The 22,659-nt window shown below is 35.2% G+C and carries 22 protein-coding genes and 1 tRNA gene; 14 read left to right on the top strand and 9 right to left on the bottom strand.

Annotation, left to right across the window (positions count from 1 at the left end; translation table 11 throughout):
• The first annotated feature begins 75 nt into the window (after positions 1–75).
• The 4 genes from ACH3O9_RS15765 to ACH3O9_RS15750 all read left to right on the top strand — a co-directional run bounded on the left by ACH3O9_RS15765 (position 76) and on the right by ACH3O9_RS15750 (position 4,904).
• Entirely contained in the window at positions 76–1,377 is a 1,302-nt protein-coding gene (locus tag ACH3O9_RS15765) for an SIR2 family protein (protein ID WP_416442108.1), read from the top strand.
• Positions 1,364–3,148, top strand: coding sequence for an ATP-binding protein (locus tag ACH3O9_RS15760; RefSeq protein WP_416442107.1), 1,785 nt, complete (start codon positions 1,364–1,366; stop codon positions 3,146–3,148). Before ACH3O9_RS15765 ends, ACH3O9_RS15760 begins: the two co-directional genes overlap by 14 nt.
• Positions 3,145–3,366 (top strand): KTSC domain-containing protein, encoded by a 222-nt coding sequence (locus tag ACH3O9_RS15755; RefSeq protein ID WP_416442106.1) that lies wholly within the window; start codon positions 3,145–3,147, stop codon positions 3,364–3,366. The genes ACH3O9_RS15760 and ACH3O9_RS15755 overlap by 4 nt, the downstream gene beginning before the upstream one ends.
• A gap of 434 nt (positions 3,367–3,800) precedes the next feature.
• Positions 3,801–4,904, top strand: coding sequence for a Fic family protein (locus ACH3O9_RS15750; protein ID WP_416442105.1), 1,104 nt, complete (start codon positions 3,801–3,803; stop codon positions 4,902–4,904).
• 240 nt (positions 4,905–5,144) lie between these two features.
• Here the strand turns inward: ACH3O9_RS15750 and ACH3O9_RS15745 are convergent, their stop codons facing one another.
• On the bottom strand, positions 5,145–6,389 hold the full coding sequence (locus tag ACH3O9_RS15745; RefSeq protein ID WP_416442104.1) for a site-specific integrase: 1,245 nt from the start codon (positions 6,387–6,389) through the stop codon (positions 5,145–5,147).
• Positions 6,390–6,614: 225 nt separating this feature from the next.
• Positions 6,615–6,689 (bottom strand) — tRNA-Pro (locus ACH3O9_RS15740).
• Between the two features lie 281 nt (positions 6,690–6,970).
• Here ACH3O9_RS15740 and ACH3O9_RS15735 point away from each other — a divergent pair.
• Together ACH3O9_RS15735 and trxB are read left to right on the top strand one after the other, a co-directional pair.
• A complete protein-coding gene (locus tag ACH3O9_RS15735) occupies positions 6,971–7,420 on the top strand; it encodes a hypothetical protein (protein WP_416442103.1) in 450 nt (149 codons plus the stop codon).
• A 161-nt stretch (positions 7,421–7,581) separates the two neighbouring features.
• Complete coding sequence (trxB, locus tag ACH3O9_RS15730; protein WP_416442102.1) at positions 7,582–8,544, top strand: thioredoxin-disulfide reductase; 963 nt, start codon at positions 7,582–7,584, stop codon at positions 8,542–8,544.
• 86 nt (positions 8,545–8,630) lie between these two features.
• Here the strand turns inward: trxB and ACH3O9_RS15725 are convergent, their stop codons facing one another.
• The gene (locus ACH3O9_RS15725) at positions 8,631–8,963 is read right to left on the bottom strand and encodes a hypothetical protein (RefSeq protein WP_416442101.1); all 333 of its coding nucleotides are present in this window, start codon (positions 8,961–8,963) and stop codon (positions 8,631–8,633) included.
• 79 nt (positions 8,964–9,042) lie between these two features.
• The gene (gene aroB, locus ACH3O9_RS15720) at positions 9,043–10,119 is read right to left on the bottom strand and encodes a 3-dehydroquinate synthase (protein WP_416442100.1); all 1,077 of its coding nucleotides are present in this window, start codon (positions 10,117–10,119) and stop codon (positions 9,043–9,045) included.
• Positions 10,120–10,209: 90 nt separating this feature from the next.
• Here aroB and ACH3O9_RS15715 point away from each other — a divergent pair, with 90 nt between their 5' ends.
• Entirely contained in the window at positions 10,210–11,382 is a 1,173-nt protein-coding gene (locus ACH3O9_RS15715; RefSeq protein ID WP_416442099.1) for a proline dehydrogenase family protein, read from the top strand.
• On the opposite strand, the gene ACH3O9_RS15710 is transcribed toward ACH3O9_RS15715, so the two are convergent.
• From ACH3O9_RS15710 to ACH3O9_RS15690, 5 genes are all read right to left on the bottom strand, one after another.
• Positions 11,379–11,762 carry a hypothetical protein gene (locus ACH3O9_RS15710; protein WP_416442098.1) on the bottom strand — a complete coding sequence of 128 codons (384 nt, stop codon included), beginning with the start codon at positions 11,760–11,762 and terminating at the stop codon, positions 11,379–11,381. The genes ACH3O9_RS15715 and ACH3O9_RS15710 overlap by 4 nt on opposite strands.
• Positions 11,763–11,883: 121 nt before the next feature.
• On the bottom strand, positions 11,884–13,080 hold the full coding sequence (locus ACH3O9_RS15705) for an alanine dehydrogenase (RefSeq protein WP_416442097.1): 1,197 nt from the start codon (positions 13,078–13,080) through the stop codon (positions 11,884–11,886).
• A gap of 72 nt (positions 13,081–13,152) precedes the next feature.
• Positions 13,153–13,767, bottom strand: coding sequence for a hypothetical protein (locus ACH3O9_RS15700; protein WP_416442096.1), 615 nt, complete (start codon positions 13,765–13,767; stop codon positions 13,153–13,155).
• Between the two features lie 345 nt (positions 13,768–14,112).
• The gene (gene tsaE, locus ACH3O9_RS15695) at positions 14,113–14,520 is read right to left on the bottom strand and encodes a tRNA (adenosine(37)-N6)-threonylcarbamoyltransferase complex ATPase subunit type 1 TsaE (protein ID WP_416442095.1); all 408 of its coding nucleotides are present in this window, start codon (positions 14,518–14,520) and stop codon (positions 14,113–14,115) included.
• A gap of 36 nt (positions 14,521–14,556) precedes the next feature.
• A complete protein-coding gene (locus tag ACH3O9_RS15690; RefSeq protein ID WP_416442094.1) occupies positions 14,557–16,104 on the bottom strand; it encodes a PglZ domain-containing protein in 1,548 nt (515 codons plus the stop codon).
• An 82-nt stretch (positions 16,105–16,186) separates the two neighbouring features.
• Here ACH3O9_RS15690 and ACH3O9_RS15685 point away from each other — a divergent pair, with 82 nt between their 5' ends.
• The 7 genes from ACH3O9_RS15685 to ACH3O9_RS15655 are packed head-to-tail and all read left to right on the top strand — an operon-like array spanning position 16,187 to position 22,598.
• The gene (locus tag ACH3O9_RS15685; protein WP_416442093.1) at positions 16,187–17,416 is read left to right on the top strand and encodes an HD domain-containing protein; all 1,230 of its coding nucleotides are present in this window, start codon (positions 16,187–16,189) and stop codon (positions 17,414–17,416) included.
• A gap of 24 nt (positions 17,417–17,440) precedes the next feature.
• Positions 17,441–18,469: a UDP-3-O-(3-hydroxymyristoyl)glucosamine N-acyltransferase gene (lpxD, locus tag ACH3O9_RS15680; protein ID WP_416442092.1), complete on the top strand. Its 1,029-nt coding sequence runs from the start codon at positions 17,441–17,443 to the stop codon at positions 18,467–18,469.
• Positions 18,459–19,874 carry a bifunctional UDP-3-O-[3-hydroxymyristoyl] N-acetylglucosamine deacetylase/3-hydroxyacyl-ACP dehydratase gene (locus ACH3O9_RS15675; RefSeq protein WP_416442091.1) on the top strand — a complete coding sequence of 472 codons (1,416 nt, stop codon included), beginning with the start codon at positions 18,459–18,461 and terminating at the stop codon, positions 19,872–19,874. Before lpxD ends, ACH3O9_RS15675 begins: the two co-directional genes overlap by 11 nt.
• Before the next feature lies 1 nt (position 19,875).
• Positions 19,876–20,661, top strand: coding sequence for an acyl-ACP--UDP-N-acetylglucosamine O-acyltransferase (lpxA, locus tag ACH3O9_RS15670; RefSeq protein ID WP_416442090.1), 786 nt, complete (start codon positions 19,876–19,878; stop codon positions 20,659–20,661).
• Positions 20,662–20,681: 20 nt separating this feature from the next.
• A complete protein-coding gene (gene efp, locus ACH3O9_RS15665; RefSeq protein WP_416442089.1) occupies positions 20,682–21,248 on the top strand; it encodes an elongation factor P in 567 nt (188 codons plus the stop codon).
• A gap of 1 nt (position 21,249) precedes the next feature.
• Positions 21,250–22,188, top strand: coding sequence for a UDP-3-O-(3-hydroxymyristoyl)glucosamine N-acyltransferase (locus tag ACH3O9_RS15660; protein WP_416442088.1), 939 nt, complete (start codon positions 21,250–21,252; stop codon positions 22,186–22,188).
• Complete coding sequence (locus ACH3O9_RS15655; RefSeq protein ID WP_416442087.1) at positions 22,185–22,598, top strand: nuclear transport factor 2 family protein; 414 nt, start codon at positions 22,185–22,187, stop codon at positions 22,596–22,598. Before ACH3O9_RS15660 ends, ACH3O9_RS15655 begins: the two co-directional genes overlap by 4 nt.
• The last annotated feature ends 61 nt before the right edge of the window (positions 22,599–22,659 follow it).

The raw sequence follows: 22,659 nt of genomic DNA, 5'->3' as shown, positions 1-22,659 counted from the left end.
GAAAAAACTGAGATTAAAGCTTTTTTATAATGTATTACAAATAAATTTATTTTGTAATCTAAAATTTTCACCTAGATGAATATTGAACATGACCCTTCTGAATATATAAGAGGTATCCAACAAATTTTAATTTCTGATAAAAAGAAAATTGGTTTTTTATTTGGTGCCGGTAGTTCTTTAGCGAAGAAAGATTTACGATCATTAACAGTACCTGCCATTGGAAAAATGACATCTGAAATAGTTGATGAATTAGGGTGTGATAATAAAAAATATAAAGATGCTCTATTAGAAATTAAGAATGAGCTAGGAGACCCCAACTTTAATATAGAAACAATTCTATCTAATTTGGAGCAGAAACATTCTTTTATTGGTAATGGTGATTTAAATTCTTTGAATAAATTAGAGTTTGCTGATCTAATTAATAAAATAAAAAAAGGGGTTAGACAGAAAGTAAGTGTTCATCAGATAGATCTATGCGAAATTTCTACCAAGAGGGAAATTAAAAAAATTGTAACAAAAGACATTGTTGAAGAATTAGTTCAAACTGATTTTGCCAATTGGGTAGGGCAAGCAGAAAGAAAGTTTCCAATTGAAATTTTCACAACAAATTACGATTTCTTATTTGAGCTTGGATTAGAGCATAAAGAAATTCCATATTATGATGGGTTCTGTGGAAGTTTGAGAGCTTTTTTTAATCCTGAATCAGTAGAGGATTTTAAATTTCTTACAAATCAAACAAAATTATGGAAAATACATGGTTCCCTTGGTTGGCATTATGACAAGGATACAGAGAAGATTTTAAGAGTAAGTCCAGATGATGAAGATATTTTAATTTATCCTTCAACTTTAAAGTATAAAGATTCAAAGAAACAACCCTATGAAAGCCTTTTAGACAGACTTTCTAATTTTCTAAAACAGGATGATTCCATTTTGATAACCTGTGGTTACTCATGGGGTGATGAGCATATTAATTCACGAATTATTTCAGCTTTAAAGACAAATACAACTTCTCACGTAATTGGTTTATTTTTTGACAAATACAATCAAATAACTGAAGCTTCAACAGTGTCTAAAATAGCAAAAGAGAATCCTAAATTATCAATATATGCATCACGCAAAGCAATAATTGGATGCAAATTTGGAGAATGGATTTTGAAATCCGAACCTAGTTCTGATGATACCGTAAGTTTGAACCTATATTTTGATGAGGATGCTCACTATGATTCAGATGAAGAAAAGAAGGAAAAAAAAGGAGAAGAGGTTTGGACTGGGAAAGGTGAATTTATTTTACCCGAGTTTGGTGCACTTGTCAAGTTTTTAAATTCCATGATTAATGAAAACGAAATAAAAAGACTTGGGAAAAATGTCAAAAAATAGAATTACGGAAATAGGTGAAATTGACAGTATAAGTGGCAATAATATTTCTGTCAGGCTTTTTGACAATATAAAATCCAATATGCCCATTATCGATGGTATCGTATATAGAGTAGGTCAGATAGGATCCTTCGTTAGAATTCCTTTAGGTTATGCTAACTTATATGGTATAGTAACTCAAGTAGGTTCTGCAGCGATTCCCGAAAGTCTTCGAGAATCTTTAGCAAAAGATTACGATTTTATCAAAAATACTAGGTGGATAAACATTGTTTTGGCTGGTGAACAAGTAGGTAGAAAATTTGAACGAGGAGTTACTCAGTATCCTACGACCGGAGACAATGTTCATTTAGTAACTATTAATGATTTAGATATTATATACGGCGGTTATGAAGATGCAAATTCTATTAAAATTGGAAATATTAGTGTATCTGAAACTTTAGATGCTAAAATAGACCTAGATAAATTGATTTCAAGACATTGTGCTATTGTAGGTTCAACTGGAAGTGGAAAATCTAATTCTGTATCTGTATTACTTCAATCAATAGCAAATAGAGAATTTCCAAGCTCAAGAATTTTGGTCATTGATCCGCACGGTGAATATAATGATGCACTATCTAAACATTCAAAGGTAATCGCAGTAAACTCTGTTGAGGATGGTAAAAGATTGGAAATACCATTTTGGGCTTTACCATTCAATGAATTGATGAAGGTTTTTTCAGGTAATTTGTCCGATCAAAATAAAGAATATGTTAGGGAAAAAGTAGTAGATGCAAAAATTAAAAGTGCAGAAGAAAATAATATAGATGTAAGGAAGGAGTCAATTACAGCAGATACTCCAATTCCTTTTAGTCTTAATAAACTTTGGTTTGAGTTAATAGATTTTGAGAAGCAAACTTTCACGGATAATGCTAGAACAATTTTAAGTGATTTAACATTTGTAGGTGATGCGGATCAATTGTTATCTAATGAATATACACCTGCAGGAATGGGTAACTCTCCACCATTTTTGAATATTAGAGCTAAAGGTTTATTAAGCTTTTTGGATAGTATGAGGAATAAACTGAATGATAGCAGTTATAGTTTCCTATTTTCTCCAGGTAAATTAAAGCCAGACCAAAAAGGTAAAATTGATGAAGATTTAGATAATATTTTTTTAAGGTGGTTAGGCGATGTTGCTCCAATAACTATATTGGATTTATCAGGTATACCAAGTGAAATAATGTCATCAATATCTGGCACCCTTTTAAAAATTATATATGATGGCTTATTTTGGGGAGTAAATACTAAAGTAGGAGGCAAAAATCAGCCCTTACTCATTGTACTTGAAGAAGCACATAGTTATCTAAAAGCTGGGGAACACTCCATTTCATCTAGAACAGTTCAAATGATTGCCAAAGAGGGACGTAAGTATGGGGTTGGTTTATTAATGGTTACACAAAGACCATCTGAATTGGATGAAACTGTACTTAGTCAATGTGGCACAATCATAGCACTGCGTATGAATAATTCAAAAGACAGAGGTCATATAAGAGCAGCTGTTCAAGATGAATTACAGAGTATGGTAGATTTACTTCCTAGCTTAAGAACGGGTGAGGCACTTATATCGGGAGAAGCAGTCAAGATACCTTCAAGAGTTAAATTCTTTAAAATTGCAAATGCACCTAAGAGTTCAGATCCTAAACCTTCTCAGAAATGGCTCGTGGAAATTGATAATCCGAAACAAGAGTATAAAAATTTATTAAAATCTTGGCGAAACAAAAACTATAAAATATGAGTTATCCAGAAATGATCCCAGTTAGTTCATCCAATATTGAGAGTATAGGGTATTTTGTGCAAAATCAAGAAGTATATGTTAGATTCTTAAATGGAGGGGTCTATGTTTATAGAGGAGTTCCTGAACATGAATTTCAAAATTTATTATCGGCTCCTTCTTTAGGTTCTTATTTACATAGGAATTATAAAAATGTTTATCCATACGAAAGAATTGAGTAATGCTTAGTATTAATCAAAAGTTGAACAGGGTTGAAATAAAAGAATTTGAAATCAAAAATTAAATCGTATTTAATTTTTTTTATAATCTTCCTTCCTTTGAAAGAGATGGAAAATTAATACGCGCAATTTATATTGGGGTTTTAGCTTTAATGGAAGATAGGATTTCTGCTTTTCAAAACCCGTTTTCATACACTCTTCATACTCTATCCTAGGGGATGTCTTGGAGTTGACCCGTCCTAAAATAGCTATACAGATTAAAAATAAATCCTGTTATAGCTATACAAAGCTATGATCCTAAACAAATTTACTTTTCCCCAAATAATATTAAAGTAAACTCGAATTCTAGATTTATAGAAGTATGAGCCGATTATGGGTACTAATCGGCTCAATTTTTGATTATATTTGAGCCAATTAAACAGATTAATCGGCTCATCATGTATAACTGGCAACACGAAGACTGGCCTAATTTTAAGTATACTACAACTGAAATTGAAGAGAAGCTCTTTGAATTCAGCCAAAGGGCTGGTCGCGTTAATGGTATATTAGAAGGACTCTCAGATACGATGCAAATGGAAGCTATCTTATCTCTGATGGTTGCTGAGGCTGTTAAAACGTCAGAAATCGAGGGAGAATATCTGAGCCGGGAAGATGTGATGTCTTCTATACGAAACAATATGGGTTATGGTACACCCAAAGCGGTCAAAGACCCAATGGCGCGAGGTGTAGGAGATTTAATGGTGCGGGTGAGGCAAAATTTTGCAGAACCTTTAACAGACCTGGCATTATTTGAATGGCACAGAACGCTATTAGGGAGTGCTAAACGCATTAATACCGGGCAATGGCGTAAGCACAGTGAGCCTATGCAGATCGTATCCGGTAGCTGGGGCAGGGAGAAGATCCATTTTGAAGCTCCGCCTTCCCATTTGCTTCAGAATGAAATGCAAGCTTTTATAACGTGGTTTAATGATTCTCATCCAGAAGGAGTCAACCCTATTAAAAAACCACTTATCCGTTCAGCGATTGCACATCTGTATTTTGAGAGCATTCATCCTTTTGAAGATGGCAATGGAAGAATAGGAAGGGCATTATCTGAAAAGGCACTATCTCAAGACTTAAACCGTCCTATCCTGCTGAGTCTTTCTAAAGCTATCGAGCTCGATAAACAAGCCTATTATAAGGCTCTAAAAAACGCGCAGCAGTCCAATGAAATAACCGATTGGATTATTTATTTTGTCAATACTGTTTTAGAAGCTCAATCTCAGGCGGAAGAGCTTGTTTCTTTTACTTTGAGAAAAGCCCGTTTTTTTGATCGCCATAGAAATTCCCTGAACGAGCGCCAGTTAAAAGTGATCAATCGAATGCTTGACGAAGAACCTGAAGGGTTTAAAGGGGGGATGACGGCAAAAAAGTATATTGCCCTTACCAAAACATCAAAAGCTACAGCAACCCGTGATCTTCAGGATTTAGCAGCAAAGAAACTATTTATACCTATAGGGGAGGGACGTAGTACACATTATGAAATCAACTTTGAGGACTAAAGCTTTTTAATAAGCGATCGACTTGAACCCTAGTCTCGTTAAGGGCTTTAGATTATTTTTTATACTTAAAAGATATTAAAGACAATCAAATCAGATCAATTTGAATGTTCATTTAAGTATAGTAAAATATCCGGTGAATAGATCGAATAATTCAGCTGTAAGATACAGGAAGTATAGGGTGAGTTGGTTTGCAAATTACCTGCCCTCAGTTGTTAGTGTGAATCAAATCATAATCGAAGATCAAAATGACTCTTTAGTATTCCTAGCTTCCAATTTCTGCATAAGAGCATCCATATCGTCTCCAACTTTCTTTTGCAATACTCTGGCATAGATTAGAGTTGTTTGGAGCTGTGTGTGCCCTAAAAGCTTTGATACGGTTTCAATGGGCACTCCGTTAGATAATGTAACTGTAGTCGCAAAGGTATGACGCGCCACATGAAAGGTTACGTTTTTATGTATCTGACAAACTTCAATTATTTCTTTAAGGTATTTATTCACCTTCTGATTGCTGTATAAGGGCATTAATTTGCCGGAGATTTCCAATTCCTTATCCTCTATATATTTCTCGACTAGTGCCAGAGCCTGGGGCAGGAGGGGAACCTTAACAGATTCGTTGGTCTTTTCACGTTTAGTATAAATCCACAACCGCTCATTAGAAGCCGGAATCAACTGGTCTTTTCGTAATGCTTTTAAATCTACATAGGAAAGCCCCGTGTAACAGGCAAACAGAAAGCAATCTCTTACGCGCTCGTAACCTTTACTCGTAAAATGTGTTTCCTCAATACGATCTAATTCACGCTGGGTTAAATAGCAGCGTTCCTTTCGTTCAAATTTCAATTTATAATTGATAAAAGGATCTTTAGGCAACCATTCCATTCTGACTGCGAGATTAACCATTTTACGAAGCCGTTCTAAATGCTTCCTCGTACCGTTAATGGAACACGTCTTTCTTTCCTTTTTAGGTTTATAAGTACGTATATAGCGTTCAAACTCTGTTATAAACCGGTAATTTAGATCAACTAAGAAGAAGTCATCTGATTTATAATGATCTAAGAGAAAAGACTTGATGTACTTTTCTGTAGAGTAGTAATTTTTCATTGTACCGGGCTTTAGCGACAATCCCATATTATCGTTGTGGTACTTCACAAGCTCTAAGAGCGTCATACGCTCTTCATCTTCGCCCATATATCGTAATTTGATCGCTTTCGCTGTAATTACTTTACGTTCTGCATGCAGCTCCTTATGCGCGTTTAAAACTTCAGCTTTTACATCATCCATATAGGAGTTGAGTGTGATAAGTTGGTCTGAAGTTTCTTTGGCTTTTACCCGGAGTATATCCCAGTCTTTTACATCAATATCACGCTTTATACTCATTTCAGAGCGCTTTTTATTGACTGTAATTCTTAAATAGATATCCAGTTTGTTGGGATTGTTTCGTTTGGGACGTGTAAAGAAATTAACGCCTAAGGTACTGTTTACGGGCATTTTGTAAGTCTTTTAGTTAAACAATTCTTAGTGAAAGACTACATCCAGATGGCCTAAATGCTATATAAATCTACGATAAATTACACACCTTATTGCACACCGAATTGCCCACATTTGCCTTGATTTTAGATGATATCAAATGATATCAGATGATATCATAAAAAATTAAAAGCCTGCTAATTCGTTGATTAACAGGCTTTTTGATATAAACCGAGGTTTGGTTCGTCGGGATGAGAGGATTCGAACCTCCGATCTCGCGCCCCCCAGACGCGCACTTTAACCGGACTAAGCTACATCCCGATGCCTACTATTAAAAAACAACACAACCTGTTTTTTTAATAGGGTTGCAAATATAGTTATTTGTTAAAAACACCAAAGTATAATTTCAATAAATACCTCTAATCACAAACCCCTTTATTAAATATTTTGATGTTTTCATATTCGTAAAATTATCGCACAGAATTCACAAGTTCTTAATATCTAAATTTATTTAAGTGCTGAAATTATTAATTTCTTAGTATTGAGATTTTTTGTAACTTAATATCAGTTAATTACCGTTATTAATCTAAAACCATGCTGCAATGAAATTACTACTCTATCCATTGGCTTTTCTTTTGTTGTCTCTTCCAGTTCAGCAGAATCAAAATACAAAAACAGATTTTGAAAAAACCTTAAAGGGAACCTGGGAACTTGATAGCTTCTATTATTACGATACAGATAATGAAGTAAGTGATACCATACCTACGACAGAAGGTTACCGTCAAATCAAAATATTTACAGATGACCGTGTGATGTGGACCCGCTTTGTACCTATGGATTCTGTAGAATGGTTTGGTTACGGTCATTATATGGCACTCGACGATCAATTAATAGAAACTTTAGAATATGGAAGTGCATCAATGATGAAAATAATTGATACAATGCGCGTTTTTACATTTGAGCTCACTCTTGATGAAGATAATTTTAGCCAGATCACATTAGATGAAGAGGGAAATAGATTCTCTGCAGAAAATTATAAACGGATTGAATAAGTACCGATTTCATGCTAAAAATGATCAATTTTAGCTTGTTTTAGCCGGTTTTTTGAGTGTAATTATAGAATGTTAATAACGACTTTATAAATGTAAAATCCTTCTTTTTCTAGTATATTGAAAAGGAGTAATTTTACAATCTACATTAAAATAAAGTTAAAATGGCTTCAGAAAGAATTAAATGCCTAATAATAGGATCAGGACCTGCAGGATATACCGCGGCAATATATGCTGCCCGCGCAGATCTGAAACCTGTCATGTACACAGGTCTAGAACCAGGTGGTCAACTTACAACAACTACAGAAGTAGATAATTTTCCCGGTTACCCGGAAGGTATTGATGGCCCTACGATGATGGTACAGCTACAACAGCAAGCAGAGCGTTTTGGTACCGAAGTACGTATAGGTATGGTTACAAATGTTGATTTTAGTGATGAAGTAGGAGGAATTCATAAAATAACTGTAGACAATAATAAAGAGCTCGAAGCAGAGACTGTAATAATTTCTACCGGTGCTACGGCAAAATATCTTGGTCTACCCAGTGAGCAAAAATTGCGCGGTGGCGGGGTATCTGCTTGTGCAGTTTGTGATGGCTTTTTCTATAAAGGTCAAAATGTTGCAATAGTTGGCGGTGGTGATACTGCAGCAGAAGAAGCAACTTATCTTTCTAATATTTGCAAGCATGTTACAATGCTCGTGAGAAAAGAAGAATTAAGAGCTTCTAAAGCAATGCAACATCGTGTCGCATCTCGCGAAAATCTAACTGTTCTTTACAATTCTGAAGTAGAAGAGGTTTTAGGTGATATGGTAGTTGAAGGACTACGTATTGTAAATAATAAGACTTTAGAAAAACATGAGATAGACATTACGGGATTATTTATTGCAATAGGTCATAAACCCAATACAGATATTTTTAAAGGTCAGTTAGAGATGGATGAAACTGGTTATATTATAACCCACAATAAATCTACCAAGACTAATAAACCCGGAGTTTTTGCAAGCGGTGATGTACAAGATAAAGAATATCGCCAGGCAATTACGGCTGCCGGTAGTGGCTGTATGGCGGCTCTTGATGCAGAAAGATATCTTGTAGCTATAGAAAGCGAAGATACCGTTGAGGCATAAAAGAGAATAAGCAGAAGTGTCAATTAATTAAAAAAGCCGCGGTATAATTTTACCGCGGCTTTTTTATTTGTAAAGAAATAGAATTATTAATCTTCTTCTTCTTCATCAACTTCATTCTCAGAATCTTCATCTGCTACCTCTTCATCAATTTTTTCTGGAATTTCGCTTATTGGTTCTTGTAGATCATCGTCTTCATAATCATCTACATCAAAGTTTTCCATAGAGGTTTCTAGCTTCTTACTTACTTTCACGAGATAGATAGTATCTTCTGTTCTCACTTCAACAGCTTCTATAAGCTCGTTCTTAGCATTTCTAAAAGAAATGATGTGATCGTCATCATATCCGTAAGGATATTTATCGACCAGCAGTGAAAGTATTTCTGGTGTAAGTTTTTTAAAATCAACGATTACTCGACGCATAAAGGGCTTTTAAGGTTTGTTCAAATCAGCGATAAATGTAAAAAAAAACGATTTGCATGGGCAATACTATCTCTACATTTTACGATTTTAAATTTTTATAGTAATTGAAAGCTTCATAAATCAAATCATTCGCAATTTCCTGATCGATCGCCGCACTTCCAATGTCATTTAAAAGAACAAAATTTATTCTTCCGTGACTATTTTTTTTATCAAATTTTAACAATTTTATTATTTCATTAATATCTTCTTTTTCAAACGCTATTTTATCATAGTATTTTTCAATTTCCTGTGAGGTTTCATCTCTCATTTCAATTGAAAATTGGGCTTGTTGAGCAGAGAGGTAATTTGCCAGTATCATACCTATGGCGATTGCTTCACCGTGAAGCAAACGTTTCTTGACAGGATGTGTTAAAAAATACGATTCAATAGCGTGACCCAAAGTGTGACCGTAATTTAAAGTCTTTCTTCTGTTTTTTTCAAAAGGATCTTCAAGAACAACTTCATTTTTAATTTCTACAGATCTATAAATCATTTCGCCTAGAGCGTCAATATTTTTATAGTCACAGTTTTTCACATCATTCCAGTAATCTAAATTACTTATTAACCCATGTTTAAGCATTTCTGCAAAGCCAGATCTTAGTTCTTCTGTAGATAAAGAATTGAGGAATTCTGTGTTTACTAAAACCATTTCAGGATTACTTATCACACCTATCTGGTTTTTTAAATTACCAAGGTCTACTCCGGTTTTTCCACCTACAGATGCATCTACCATAGACAATAGAGTAGTGGGCACGTTTATATAATCTATACCTCTTCTATAGGTACAAGACACAAAACCACCTAAATCTGTCACAACGCCACCGCCTAAATTGATCAAAACACTTTGCCTGTCTGCATTTAACTCAGACAATACATTCCAGACACCGGTGCATGTTTCAAGATTTTTAAATTCTTCACCGGGATCTATTTCTATGACCTCAATAGTGGTTTCAGTCGCAATATTAGCTAAAAAAGGAGCCAGGCAATGCTCATGCGTATTGCTGTCTACTAAAACGAAGATCAGGCTATAGTTCTTTTTGTCAAGGAGTTCATTCAGCTTATTATAACCATATTGGTTAAACACGACTTTGTAATCCTTGGCTTGTATAAAATCCATAAAAGTTGAAAAAAATATTGGGTGGGAAATTACTATCTTTTTGTAAAAATGCGATTATAATGTAAGTATATTTGCCGACATTTTTTTGCTATGCTAGAGAACAAAATCTTTGATAACACAGAAGCGGCTTTCGCTTTAAAGTCAGACAGCGAACTAGAACGCGCTTATTTTCTATTTAAAATGATCTCAAAACAACCGCTGGTGCGTATAGGTACAGCAGCGACTCGTTTTGCATTGAATGCTAATCTTCCTGTAGAAAAGTTGATTAGAGCAACCGTTTTTGATCATTTTTGTGGTGGAGTTAATGAAAAAGATTGTCTTAATGTCGTAGATCGTATGTATGAGAAAAATGTGCATTCTGTACTTGATTTCTCTGTTGAAGGAAAAGAACTTGAAAACCAGTTTGATGAAGCGCTGGAGCGTGTTCTTAAGATTATCGAGTTTGCAGAAGATAAGGATGCGATGCCTTTTTCAGTTTTTAAGCCTACAGGATTTGGTCGTTTTGAAATTTGGCGTAAAGTAACAGAAAAAGAGACTTTAACTGAGGCAGAAGAAAATGAGTGGCAACGCATACAACAACGTTTTGATAGAATCTGTACAAAGGCAAGTGAGTGCAATGTTGCATTACTTATAGATGCAGAAGAAAGCTGGATGCAAACTGCAGCAGATGATCTTGTTACCAAAATGATGGAAAAGTATAATGTGGAAAAACCAGTGGTTTACAATACATTACAATGTTACCGTTGGGACAGGTTAGAATACATGAAGAATCTGCATCAATACTCTTTAGAAAAAGGCTTTAAACTAGGAGTAAAAATCGTGAGAGGCGCTTACATGGAAAAAGAGCGTGCTCGGGCAGAAGAAAAGGGATATGATTCTCCTATATGTAGAGATAAAGGAGAAACTGATGCCCATTTTAATGCTGTTTTGGTCTATATTTTAGATAATTTAAGTGATATTTCTGCTTTTATTGGCTCGCATAATGAATATAGCAATTATCTGGCTATAGAATTAATGCAGCAAAAAGAAATTGCAGTTAATGATCCCCGCGTATGGTTTGGTCAATTATATGGTATGAGTGACCACATAAGTTTTAATCTAGCCGCAAAAGGTTACAATGTTGCTAAATATTTACCTTTTGGGCCTGTTAAAGATGTTATGCCTTATTTGATACGCAGAGCGGAAGAAAATACTTCTGTCGCCGGTCAAACAAATAGAGAACTTACTCTTTTAAAGGAAGAGAGAAAAAGACGAAGTCTTTAAAGTTCCTCAAATTTATCAATGACCACATTGTCTTCACAATTGGTCACTTTTGCAGCAAACCGTTTATTTGCAGAGTCATCGGTTTCAATATAAAAGTGGCCGCATGGTTTTTGTCTGGGTTTGCTTTTTGAGAATACCACATTACCATCCTCAAAGAGCAACCTTACGTTAGTTGTATCTATTTCTAATGCTGTCATGTCTTCTTTAGCCTGATCTGAAATAGTATATCCCTTTGTTCTCATATTCTTAAGTGCTCTTGCATTAGGCATATAATCACAAGAAGGTATTTGTGTGCCACTGCCTTTTAAAAAGAAAGCAAGCAGAATTAAACCTATTGAGAAACCTCCCAAATAGTAACCAAATCTATGTAGTATTTTCATGAAAAATTGAAATAAAATATCTGAGGAGGACCTGAGATACTTAAAAGAAAACTAATTTATTCAAGGTTAACCTTGAAGTATTTAAATATCGATTATTGAATCTGTGCTATGATTCTGAATTTTAAAAGAACAATAAATTGATGTCTCGATATGGTAAATCAAACCAATCTGAAACGGACTTGCTGGTTAAAATTCCGCGGTAAAAGTACAACCCACTTTTCAAACCTCTATCAAAACGAAGCGTATTTTCTAGTCCGCCATTTTCAGCTATATTAAGCAGATAAGGGGTAAAAATATTACTTATTGATAATGAGGCCGTTCTCGCATAACGTGCCGGTATATTTGGCACACAATAATGCACAATACCATGTTTGGTGAAGGTAGGATTATCATGAGAAGTTACCTCGCTGGTTTCAAAACACCCACCCATATCAATACTTACATCAATGATAATAGCTCCATTTTTCATGGTTTCTATCATAGTTTCAGTAACAACAATAGGGGCGCGATCTTTACCTCGTACAGCACCTATGGCAACATCACAACGTCTTAAGGCCTTGAGAAGGTTTTTTGGCTGAACTGTAGAAGTATAAAGAGGTCTGCCAACATTTGTCTGGAGACATCTTAGTTTGGTTAATGAATTGTCAAATATTTTGACATTGGCACCTAGACCTAAAGCCGAACGTGCTGCAAATTCACCCACTGTACCAGCACCTAAAATAACAACTTCTATAGGGGGAACCCCGCTTATATTGCCAAACATTAATCCGTTACCTTCTTCACGGGACATAAGTTCTGAGGCTATTAAAATAGAAGCGGTACCCGCAATTTCGCTTAAAGCGCGTACAGCAGGATATGTACCATCTTCATCTCTTATGAATTCAAAAGCCAAAGCTGTTATGCGTTTTGCGGCTAATGCTGTAAAATACTTTTTTGATTGTGTTTTTAACTGAAGTGCGGAAATGAGAACGGCTTGCGGATTCATTAATGCAAGTTCGTCAAGAGATGGCGGCTCAACTTTGAGCACCATTGGGCAACCAAAAACTTTCGCTTTGTCTTTAGTTATTTCTGCGCCAGCTTCTGAGTAATCATGGTCTGAAAATCTAGCATCTTCTCCGGCATTAGATTCTAAAAGAACTCTGTGACCATGTGCAACAATTGCAGCCACAGCATCAGGAGTAAGACAGACACGCTTTTCTTGAAAATGATTCTCTTTAGGAATACCTATAAATAACGAACCTTTTCTTTTTTCTATTTCTAATTTTTCTTCTTGAGGAAGAAGCTCTTCTCGTGTAAAAGGACTATTTGTTAGGGTCATTTGCTGTTAGATGATAGGAGACCCAAATTACGGATAATTTAAGAAAAGCTACAATTAAATAAGTGATCTACTTTAACCCATATACAATGGCTCGTCATCCTCATCCTCATCATCCTCATCATGGTAAACTTCTTCATCTTCAATCACAAAAGATGAAGGACTGTAATTATAATAAGGATCTTTTTTATTTTCTTTTATATCACCTTTTAAGCTGCCTCTTTGTAATTCAGCAAGGTCAATATTGTGTATTTTATCAAATATTTTGGTACGTATAACATAGATAAATACAAAAGCAAGTAGAATAATAGGAGCAAGCAAGTAAATCTCAGTAATATCTTGAGTACGCATTGTGTCTTCTTGAAAAGTGAGATATATCTGAATTACATACATGCAAATAGGAACCAGAATAGCATGATACCACCAGTGTTTACAGGTAAAAAACCAAATCAAGAACAATATTAAAGGTACTATTTTCCCCATAACTATCCATGCTACAACATTTACGCTATAATAAAAGTTACTATCGTATCTAAAATCAAGTCCCAAAATAGAAAAGTTCCAGACTGGTATGTCCGGAACTCCTTCATATAAGTAAAAAAAGTATGGTGACGCTACTAAAAATGCAGCTATAATACTACCCGTGAGTAGGGACTCTGATCTTCGTTTTGTCCAACTGTTTGCTTGCATAATCTGCTTGATGTTCTTGAGTTGCAGTGTAAGTTAATGCAGTTGCACCGGCAATTAATAAACCTAGGAGTAAAGATTTTAATTTCATAATTGTGAGTTTTTGAGTGTTAATGATTTGTTATACAAAGATGCATTAAACACTTTTATTTTGCCAACTCATATAAAATTATTACTTTCGCGGCCTTTTTTTAGTAATTATCAGTTCAACATTTATTGATTTATATTATTTTTTATCCTTTAACGCTTATTAATCCAAATATAAGTAGTTTAAACTACCAATAATAAAAATAGTGAAAGAAAATCCTTTCATTTTATCTTTATTGTTTTAACATTATTTTAACAAATTTATGAAATACTCAAGTTACGCTGCGTGTCATTAATCGATATTAAATTCGCCGAATGAGATTGTGCAGGTAAAAAATTGTTAATTTTTTCTGGCCATTCAATAAAAATCCAGCCCCCTGAAGCAAAGTATTCTTCAATACCCATATCTAAAGCTTCATTTTCATCTTTTAATCTGTAAAAGTCAAAATGATAGATGGGGGTTTCCCCTATAATATTATACTCGTTTACAATAGAAAATGTTGGGCTCGAAGCCTGATCGCTGGCACCTAACTCTTTGCATAAAGATTTAATAAGTGTCGTTTTGCCAGCTCCCATTTCACCGTAGAATAAAATGGTCTTGTGTTGAGAATTTGCTAATACCTTTCTTGCAACTGAATCTATTTCAGACAGGTTATAGACTATGTTCATCAATTTATAGGATTTAAGGGTCCTGCAATATAGAGATTATCTAGGATTTAATACTATAAAAGGAATTATCATTTCCTCAAGTGAAACGCCGCCATGTTGATATGTATTACGATAATAGCTTACATAATGGTTGTAATTGTTAGGATACGCAAAAAACAGATCGCCTCGGGCAAAAATAAATGAGCTGCTCATATTAATACTGGGCAAGTGTATTTTTTTAGGATCTGTGACTGCGAGAACATCTTTATCCTCATAAGTAAGGCTTCTACCGGTCTTATATCTTAAATTAAGACTTGTATTCTTATCTCCAATTACTTTAGATGGATTTTTTACATTAATTGTACCGTGGTCTGTAGTTATAATTAGCTTAAACCCTAATTGCTGCGATTTCTGAATCATCTCAAGTAATGGTGAATTCTTAAACCAACTTTCAGTTAGGGAGCGATAAGATTTATCATTAGAAGCCAACTCTTTAATAACTTCCATTTCAGTTTTAGAATGGCTTAGCATGTCTACAAAATTGTATACAAGCACAGTAAGATCATTATTTTTAAGAGAGTTAAAATTTTCAACAAGTTTTTTTCCGCCCTTAAGGCTGGTTATTTTATGATATTCCCATTTAAGATCGAGACCCAATCTCTTAAGTTGAGCTTCTAAAAATTTGTCTTCATTTAAATTTTTACCACCTTCTTCTGTATCATTTAGCCAGAGGTCTGGATGTCTTTTTTCCATCTCGCTAGGCATAAGACCTGAGAAAATTGAGTTTCTAGCATACTGTGTGGCCGTTGGCAAAATGCTGAAATAGGTTTGCTCTTTTTCCTTTTTGTAGTAGTTGTTTATGATAGGCTCAAAGGATTTCCATTGATCATATCTTAGATTGTCTATTACTATAAGTATGGTTGATGTGTCTTTACTTAAATTGGGTACAACACGTTCTTTAAACAACGTATGAGACATTACCGGCTTCTCATCATCTGTGAACCAATCTTCGTAATTGCGTTCTATATATTTAAAAAACTGTGTGTTAGCTTCATTTTTTTGAGATTCTAAAATCTCATGCATTCCCTGATCTTCAATATTCTCAAGTTCTAGTTCCCAGTAAACCAATTTTTGATAAAGGTCTGCCCATTCTTCATAAGAATTTACCATGGCAAGTTCCATCGCTATCTTTCTAAATTCCTGCTGGTAAGTGCTGGTGGTCTTCTCTGAAACTAATCTGCTGGTATCTAGATTTTTCTTTAAACTGAGCAATATTTGGTGCGGATTGACGGGTTTTATCAAGTAATCGGCGATTTTTGAGCCTATGGCTTCCTCCATTATATATTCCTCTTCGCTTTTTGTGATCATAACCACAGGAAGGGTATCGCGGTTTGCTTTGATCTCATTTAGAGTTTCAAGACCAGTAAGACCGGGCATATTTTCGTCAAGAAACACAATATCAAAATTCTCTTCTTTAACAAGATCGATGGCTTCAGTACCACTTTGACAGGTTGTTACCTCATAATTCTTCTTTTCAAGAAATATGATATGTGGCTTAAGTAAATCGATTTCGTCGTCAACCCAGAGAATTTTTATAGCATTCATAGTGTATCTTTGTTTAATATTAGGGCATATATGACCGATTTTCAGCCTAAAAAGCCCGATTTTAATTCTAATTGATTTTTGCTTGAAAAACCAGCACAAACTTACGATAATTAACGACCCTATATATGGGTTTATTACCATACCAAAAGGCGTTATTTTCGACTTGATCGAGCATCCGTATTTTCAGCGCCTACGCAGAATTTCGCAAATGGGCATGTCATATCTCGTTTATCCCGGGGCACATCATACCCGCTTTCATCACGCACTGGGTTGTCTATATATTATGGATAAAGCCCTGCAGGTGCTTAAGAGCAAGGGTGTTGAGATATCTCATGAAGAACATGAAGCAGCGATGATCGCTATTTTACTACATGATATAGGTCACGGTCCTTTCTCGCATGCTATGGAACATAGTATTGTAGAAAATATACATCATGAGCAGATATCGCTTCAATTTATGGAAGCTTTAAATGAGGAGTTTAACGGAAGTTTAACGCTGGGCATCAATATATTTAAAGGTGTTTATCAGCGTACATTTTTTAATCAACTTGTTTCTGGCCAATTAGATATGGATCGTACAGACTATCTCAAAAGAGATAGTTTTTATACCGGTATGGCAGAAGGTAATATTAATACAGATCGTATTCTGGCTATGCTTAATGTAAAAGATGATAAGCTGGTAGTAGAAGAGAAAGGAGTTTATACAATAGAAAAATTTCTTGTTGCCCGTAGGTTAATGTACTGGCAGGTATATCTACATAAGACAAGTCTTGTGGCCGAACAAATTCTTGTGCGCGTATTAAAAAGAGCCAAAGAACTCTCTAGTATGGGCGTTGATTTAAAAGGTAGTAGTGCTTTAAAGTTTTTTTTAACTGAACAAATTACTGAGTCAACTTTTAACGATAAGGCGCTTGGTATATTTGCTTCTCTTGATGATTACGATATAATTTCTGCAATGAAAGAGTGGGTTCATCATGAAGATTTTGTGTTAAGAACTCTGTCTGAAATTATAATTTATAGGCGTTTGCTTCAAATAAAAATAAAGAAGAAACCGTTCTCAAAAGAGTTTATAGAACAACAAATAAATAAGGTTATAGATCATTGTAATATTAGTAGAAAAGAAGCGCTCTATTTTGTTTTTGGCGGTACCATTTCTAACCAGGCATACACTTTTAAAAAGCAGGGAATAGATATTCTTACCAGAAAAGGTAAGGTGGTAGATGTTGTTGCAGCCAGTGATCAGCTGAGTTTAAAGGCGTTGTCTAAAGAAGTTATTAAAAACTATATCTGTTACCCTAAGTATAAAGATTAACCCTTTTTTTCTATTTTTGCGATAATGAAATTTACAGCTGCACAGATTGCTGGGATTTTGGAAGGTACCGTAGAAGGTAATGCTGATGCCGAAGTCTCAATGCTATCAAAAATTGAAGAAGGAAAACAGGGTTCGCTAACTTTTTTAGCAAATCCAAAGTACACTCCTTATATATATACAACCCAAGCAAGTATTACTATAGTAGACCGCGATTTTCAGGTTGAACAGGAAATCACAACAACGCTCATACGTGTTGACGACGCCTATAAATCGTTTTCGAAACTACTGGAATACTATAACATGGTAAAACTGAATAAGACAGGAATTGAAAATCCTAGTTTTATTTCAGAAAGCGCTTCTTATGGTGAGAATATCTATTTAGGTGCTTTCTCTTATTTAGGCAGTAATGTAAAAATAGGAGAGAACGTAAAGATCTATCCCAATGTTTATATAGGCGATAATGTTACAATAGGTGATAACTGTGTTATTTTTGCCGGAGCTAAAATTTATTCGGAAACGATAATAGGCAACGAGGTTTATGTACATAGTGGTGCTATAATAGGTGCAGATGGTTTTGGTTTTTCACCAAATGAAAAGGGAGAATATAGCAAAGTACCTCAAACAGGTAATGTTATCATAGAGGATAATGTAGATGTAGGTGCAGGGACAACTATAGATAGAGCTACATTAGGATCTACTATCATCAGAAAAGGGGTTAAACTGGACAACCAGATACAGATAGCTCACAATGTTGAAATAGGCGAGCATACAGCCATAGCCGCACAAACGGGAATAGCAGGATCAACAAAAATTGGTTCGCATTGCCTTATAGGTGGCCAGGTAGGTATTGTAGGTCATATAACTATAGGCAACCGTGTAAAAATACAGGCCCAGTCTGGTATTTCTAGAAATTTAAAAGATGATGAAGCAGTGCAGGGTTCGCCGGCACTATCATATGGAGATTTTAATAAATCATACGTGCATTTTAAAAATCTTCCATCTATTGTACAACGAGTAAACAATTTGACAAAAGATATCTCCCATGATAAGTAAGACCAAGGGAAAACAAAAAACAATCGCCGGTGAAGTCTCTTTAACCGGCGTTGGTTTGCATACAGGTAAAAATGTTACCCTTACCTTTAAACCAGCCAAAGAAAATACGGGTTATGCTTTTAAACGTGTAGACCTGGAAGGACACCCGATCATAGAAGCTGACGCAGACTATGTTACCAGTACAGAGCGAGGTACCAATCTTGAAAAAATGGGGGTTACAATTCAAACCAGTGAGCATGTTCTTGCAGCTTGTGTTGGTTTAGATATTGATAACATCATTATAGAACTTGATGCTTCTGAACCTCCTATTATGGATGGTTCTTCAAAATATTTTATAGAAGCATTAGAGAGTGTAGGGCTGCAGGAACAGGAGGCTTATCGTGAAGAATATGTGGTAACAGAAGTTATCAATTACTTAGACGAGCAATCTGGGAGCGAGATCATGTTAATGCCTTCAGATGAGTACCAGTTGACCACTATGGTTGATTTTGGTACAAAAGTTCTGGGTACTCAAAATGCAAGCATTAAGAGTATTACTGAATTTAAAGGCGAAATATCTAATGCGCGTACATTCAGCTTTCTTCATGAGATAGAGATGCTTCTTGATCACGGTCTTATTAAAGGGGGTGATTTAAATAACGCAATTGTATACGTTGATAAAGAGCTTTCTCCTGGCACGATGGATAAGTTGAGAGAAGCCTTTAAGAAAGATAATATTTCGGTTAAACCTAATGGCATACTTGACAATCTAACACTTCATCATCCCAATGAGGCTGCCAGACATAAACTCCTTGATGTAATAGGTGATCTTGCTTTAGTGGGAACACATATAAAAGGTAAGGTTATTGCTAATAAACCCGGGCATTATGTAAATACACAGTTTGCTAAAAAGCTCAAAAAAGTTATACGTCAGGAAAAGAGAAATAATATACCTACATATGATTTGAGCAAACCTCCCGTTAAAGATGTAAATGCCATTATGGAAATGCTGCCTCACAGGCCACCATTTCTTTTGGTAGACAAAATATTAGAATTATCAGATCATCATGTGGTGGGCTTAAAGAATGTCACTATGAATGAGCCATTCTTTGTTGGTCATTTTCCGGGTGCTCCTGTTATGCCAGGTGTGCTTCAGGTGGAGGCTATGGCACAGACAGGTGGTATTTTAGTATTAAGTACAGTACCAGATCCTGAGAATTATCTTACCTATTTTATGAAAATAAATAATGTAAGATTTAAGCAACAGGTTTTGCCGGGAGATACTTTGGTTTTTAAATTAGAATTATTATCACCTATACGCCGCGGTATATGTCACATGCAAGGATATGCTTACGCGAATGGAAAACTCGTCACAGAAGCAGAACTTATGGCGCAGATTGTTAAAGTAAAGAAAGAAGAGAAGTAGTATGAATCAGCCATTAGCTTATGTGCACCCAGGTGCAAAAATTGCAAAGAATGTTGTAATAGAACCTTTTACAACTATAAATAATAACGTCGTCATAGGAGAGGGTAGTTGGATAGGATCTAACGTTACTATTATGGAAGGTGCACGTATAGGTAAAAATGTAAATATTTTTCCTGGAGCTGTGATTTCTGCTATTCCTCAGGATAAAAAGTTTGATGATGAAGATACAGTTACTATAATTGGTGACAACACAACCATAAGAGAATGTGTCACTATCAATAGAGGGACAACAGATCGCATGAAAACCCAGTTAGGTAAAAACTGCTGGATAATGGCTTATAGTCATATAGCGCATGATTGCATTGTAGGAGATAATTGTATATTTTCAAATAACAGTACATTAGCCGGTCATATTCAGGTAGGAGACTATGTTGTACTGGCCGGTATGGCAGCAGTACAACAATTTTGTACTATTGGTAGCCATGCTTTTGTAACTGGTGGTTCGCTTGTGCGAAAAGATGTGCCGCCATATGTAAAAGCAGGTAGAGAACCTTTATCTTATGTGGGGATTAATTCCATCGGACTAAGAAGAAGAGGTTTTACCACGGAAAAAATTCGGGAAATTCAGGACATTTATCGCATTTTATACCAGAAAAACTACAATAATACGCAAGCAGTAAATATTATTGAAGCCGAAATGGAAGCTACACCAGAACGTGATGAGATACTGCAGTTTATCAAGAACTCACAGCGCGGTATTATGAAAGGATATTTTACAACTAATTAAGAGAACAGAGATTAAAGATTATGGCAACTACATCAGACATAAGAAATGGAATGTGTATTCATTTCAATCATGACATTTATAAAATAATAGAATTTCTTCACGTAAAACCAGGTAAAGGACCTGCTTTTGTACGCACTAAACTAAAAAGTGTAACTAACGGTAAAGTGCTGGATAACACTTTTTCTGCTGGTCACAAAATAGAAGATGTGCGGGTTGAAACTCGTGGATACCAATATTTATATAATGATGGTGAATTCTATCATTTTATGAATACAGATGATTATACACAAATACGTCTTTTAGAAAGTGCTCTTGATCAACCTGGTCTTCTTAAAGAAGGAGAAGTAGTTTCTATTTCTATTAATACAGAAGATAATATGCCTCTCTCTGTAGATATGCCGGCACATGTTATATTAGAAATTGTACAGACTGAGCCAGGTATAAAAGGAAATACAGCAACTAATTCTACTAAAGCTGCAATTGTAGAATCTGGTGCAGAAGTACAAGTACCTTTATTTATTAATGAAGGGGATAAAATTAAGGTTGAAACCGAAAAAGGAACCTACAAAGAACGTATAAAGGAATAATTTGAAATTTCCTCAACCATATACTTTAGAGCAAATTGCAACCATTATTTCTGTGGAATTTGATGGGGATGTCGATTTTCCTGTATTGGGAATGAATGAGATCCACGTGGTAGAATCTGGAGACATAGTTTTTGTAGATCATCCTAAATATTATGACAAGGCTTTAAATTCTGCAGCAACTGTTGTTCTTATCAATAAAAAAGTTGAGAGACCAGAAGGAAAAGCTCTTTTGATTTCTGATGATCCTTTTCGTGATTTTAATAAACTGACTCAGTTTTTTAAACCTTTTGAAAGTGCCACATCATCTATCGCTCCTTCTGCTAAGATAGGAGAGGGAACGGTTATTCAGCCAAGTGTTTTTATTGGTAATAATGTTACGATAGGTAAAAACTGTATCATACATGCTAACGTAAGTATTTATGATAATACTGTAATAGGCGATGATGTTGTTATTCATGGGGGTACTGTTCTGGGTGCAGATGCATTTTATTATAAAAAACGGGCCACAGGATTTGATAAGTTGAGATCAGGTGGGCGAGTAGTTTTAAAGGATTCTGTAGAATTAGGAGCTGCTTGTACTATCGATAAAGGTGTCACAGGAGATACAACAATAGGTAAAGGTTCTAAATTAGATAATCAGGTACATATTGGTCATGACACGGTAATTGGTGAAAATGTGCTTATTGCTGCTCAAACTGGTATCGCAGGATGCGTTATAATAGAAAGTGATGTAACGATCTGGGGTCAGGTAGGTGTAGCGAGTGGTATTACAATTAAAGAAGGTGCTGTCGTTTTCGCGCAAAGCGGTGTAGGGAGAACACTAGAATCTGGTAAATCCTATTTTGGTAGTCCTGCAGAAGAAAGTAAAAAGAAGTTTAAAGAACTTGCCTCAATACGGCAAATTCCGTTTATTATTGATAAAATTTCAAAAATAAAATGAGCAAATCAGGCAAAGACATAGTAAGAGGATTGTACGAATCTGATTTTTTAAATGATGCAAGTATCCTAAAAAAATACTTACATCCTGATGCAGAATTATATTGGAATGCCTCAACTGGTTTTTCAAAAATGACCTATCGCGATATAGCTTCTATGTCTAGTGAGATGGGCCGTTCTTTTATATCGCTCAGGCCATCAGTTTCTCATGTTATGGAAGATGGTGATCAGGTGTGTATACGATTGACATATTATTTGCATACTATTGAGAATCCTGAGGAGGAAGTAGCAATAATTCACTTCATGGCTATATGGGAGTTAAAAGATGGTAAACTTTATAAAGGATACCAGATTAGCCAGCCTAGTGATGAAGATCCTCAAAACACTGATGCTTACAAGCGTATAAAGTCTTAAAAATTCTTTAGCGTTACCTTATAAAAATTTACTTTTGTCACCACTTAAATCCAATTAAAAA

The sequence above is a fragment of the Leeuwenhoekiella sp. A16 genome, assembly GCF_047946675.1.
In the GTDB taxonomy this organism is placed as follows: domain Bacteria; phylum Bacteroidota; class Bacteroidia; order Flavobacteriales; family Flavobacteriaceae; genus Leeuwenhoekiella.
The sequence above is the reverse complement of the archived record's forward strand: the minus strand, read 5'-3'. Positions and strand labels throughout refer to the sequence as shown.

Excerpts from the sequence above, each read along its gene's own strand:
- ACH3O9_RS15705 (WP_416442097.1), bottom strand. The coding sequence starts at position 13,080 with ATGACCCTAACAAATAGTCCTTTTACACGAGAAGAGCTTCTTCCTCAA.
- lpxD (WP_416442092.1), top strand. The coding sequence starts at position 17,441 with ATGAAATTTACAGCTGCACAGATTGCTGGGATTTTGGAAGGTACCGTA.
- trxB (WP_416442102.1), top strand. The coding sequence starts at position 7,582 with ATGGCTTCAGAAAGAATTAAATGCCTAATAATAGGATCAGGACCTGCA.
- ACH3O9_RS15725 (WP_416442101.1), bottom strand. The coding sequence starts at position 8,963 with ATGCGTCGAGTAATCGTTGATTTTAAAAAACTTACACCAGAAATACTT.
- ACH3O9_RS15735 (WP_416442103.1), top strand. The coding sequence starts at position 6,971 with ATGAAATTACTACTCTATCCATTGGCTTTTCTTTTGTTGTCTCTTCCA.
- ACH3O9_RS15755 (WP_416442106.1), top strand. The coding sequence starts at position 3,145 with ATGAGTTATCCAGAAATGATCCCAGTTAGTTCATCCAATATTGAGAGT.
- tsaE (WP_416442095.1), bottom strand. The coding sequence starts at position 14,520 with ATGAACATAGTCTATAACCTGTCTGAAATAGATTCAGTTGCAAGAAAG.
- aroB (WP_416442100.1), bottom strand. The coding sequence starts at position 10,119 with ATGGATTTTATACAAGCCAAGGATTACAAAGTCGTGTTTAACCAATAT.
- ACH3O9_RS15715 (WP_416442099.1), top strand. The coding sequence starts at position 10,210 with ATGCTAGAGAACAAAATCTTTGATAACACAGAAGCGGCTTTCGCTTTA.
- ACH3O9_RS15675 (WP_416442091.1), top strand. The coding sequence starts at position 18,459 with ATGATAAGTAAGACCAAGGGAAAACAAAAAACAATCGCCGGTGAAGTC.
- ACH3O9_RS15760 (WP_416442107.1), top strand. The coding sequence starts at position 1,364 with ATGTCAAAAAATAGAATTACGGAAATAGGTGAAATTGACAGTATAAGT.
- ACH3O9_RS15655 (WP_416442087.1), top strand. The coding sequence starts at position 22,185 with ATGAGCAAATCAGGCAAAGACATAGTAAGAGGATTGTACGAATCTGAT.
- lpxA (WP_416442090.1), top strand. The coding sequence starts at position 19,876 with ATGAATCAGCCATTAGCTTATGTGCACCCAGGTGCAAAAATTGCAAAG.
- ACH3O9_RS15750 (WP_416442105.1), top strand. The coding sequence starts at position 3,801 with ATGTATAACTGGCAACACGAAGACTGGCCTAATTTTAAGTATACTACA.
- ACH3O9_RS15710 (WP_416442098.1), bottom strand. The coding sequence starts at position 11,762 with ATGAAAATACTACATAGATTTGGTTACTATTTGGGAGGTTTCTCAATA.
- ACH3O9_RS15745 (WP_416442104.1), bottom strand. The coding sequence starts at position 6,389 with ATGCCCGTAAACAGTACCTTAGGCGTTAATTTCTTTACACGTCCCAAA.
- ACH3O9_RS15765 (WP_416442108.1), top strand. The coding sequence starts at position 76 with ATGAATATTGAACATGACCCTTCTGAATATATAAGAGGTATCCAACAA.
- ACH3O9_RS15700 (WP_416442096.1), bottom strand. The coding sequence starts at position 13,767 with ATGCAAGCAAACAGTTGGACAAAACGAAGATCAGAGTCCCTACTCACG.
- ACH3O9_RS15690 (WP_416442094.1), bottom strand. The coding sequence starts at position 16,104 with ATGAATGCTATAAAAATTCTCTGGGTTGACGACGAAATCGATTTACTT.
- efp (WP_416442089.1), top strand. The coding sequence starts at position 20,682 with ATGGCAACTACATCAGACATAAGAAATGGAATGTGTATTCATTTCAAT.